Source organism: Pseudomonas koreensis (genome assembly GCF_036668835.1).
In the GTDB taxonomy this organism is placed as follows: Bacteria; Pseudomonadota; Gammaproteobacteria; order Pseudomonadales; family Pseudomonadaceae; genus Aquipseudomonas; species Aquipseudomonas koreensis_I.
The window spans coordinates 1-403 of record NZ_JAZEVW010000042.1 but is presented as its reverse complement, the minus strand read 5'-3'; the positions used below and the strand labels follow the sequence as shown (position 1 = coordinate 403).

The following is a 403-nucleotide window of genomic DNA, read 5'->3' as shown; positions in this document are numbered from 1 at the left end:
CACCTACTCGGCCGGTTTCTGACGACCAGCATGGCGAAGGGCCGGGGGCTTGGCGCCCGGCCCTTTCCTATTGCGCGAGCCCGGATAGCAGCGTGCGGGCCGGTGCCGCTTCGGGCGTCTCATACGGGCCGTTGGCCACCGGGATCAGCGCGTTGCGCGCCGCCGCGGCATTGCCGCGCTTCGCAAGCGCCTCGCCCAGCAACAGCCTGGGGCCTGGCGCGGCGGGAACCGTGTCGACCGCTTTCATCAGGCCTTCGACCGCCATGTCGGGCGCGGTTTCGCCGGCGGCGGCGAAGCTGCGATAATAGGCCAGGAGCGGCAGCGGGCTTTCGCTGTCGGCGCGGTTGGCGCGGGCGATGGTGATCCGCGCTGCCTTGAGCCGGCCCGCGCGTTCGTTCGCCGG

At 72.2% G+C, this 403-nt stretch carries 1 protein-coding gene; it reads right to left on the bottom strand.

What is annotated here, in order from left to right:
* Positions 1-67: 67 nt before the first annotated feature.
* Positions 68-403, bottom strand: a 336-nt coding sequence (locus V6F91_RS27215; protein ID WP_332769944.1) for a hypothetical protein, incomplete at its 5' end; no start/stop codon positions are given.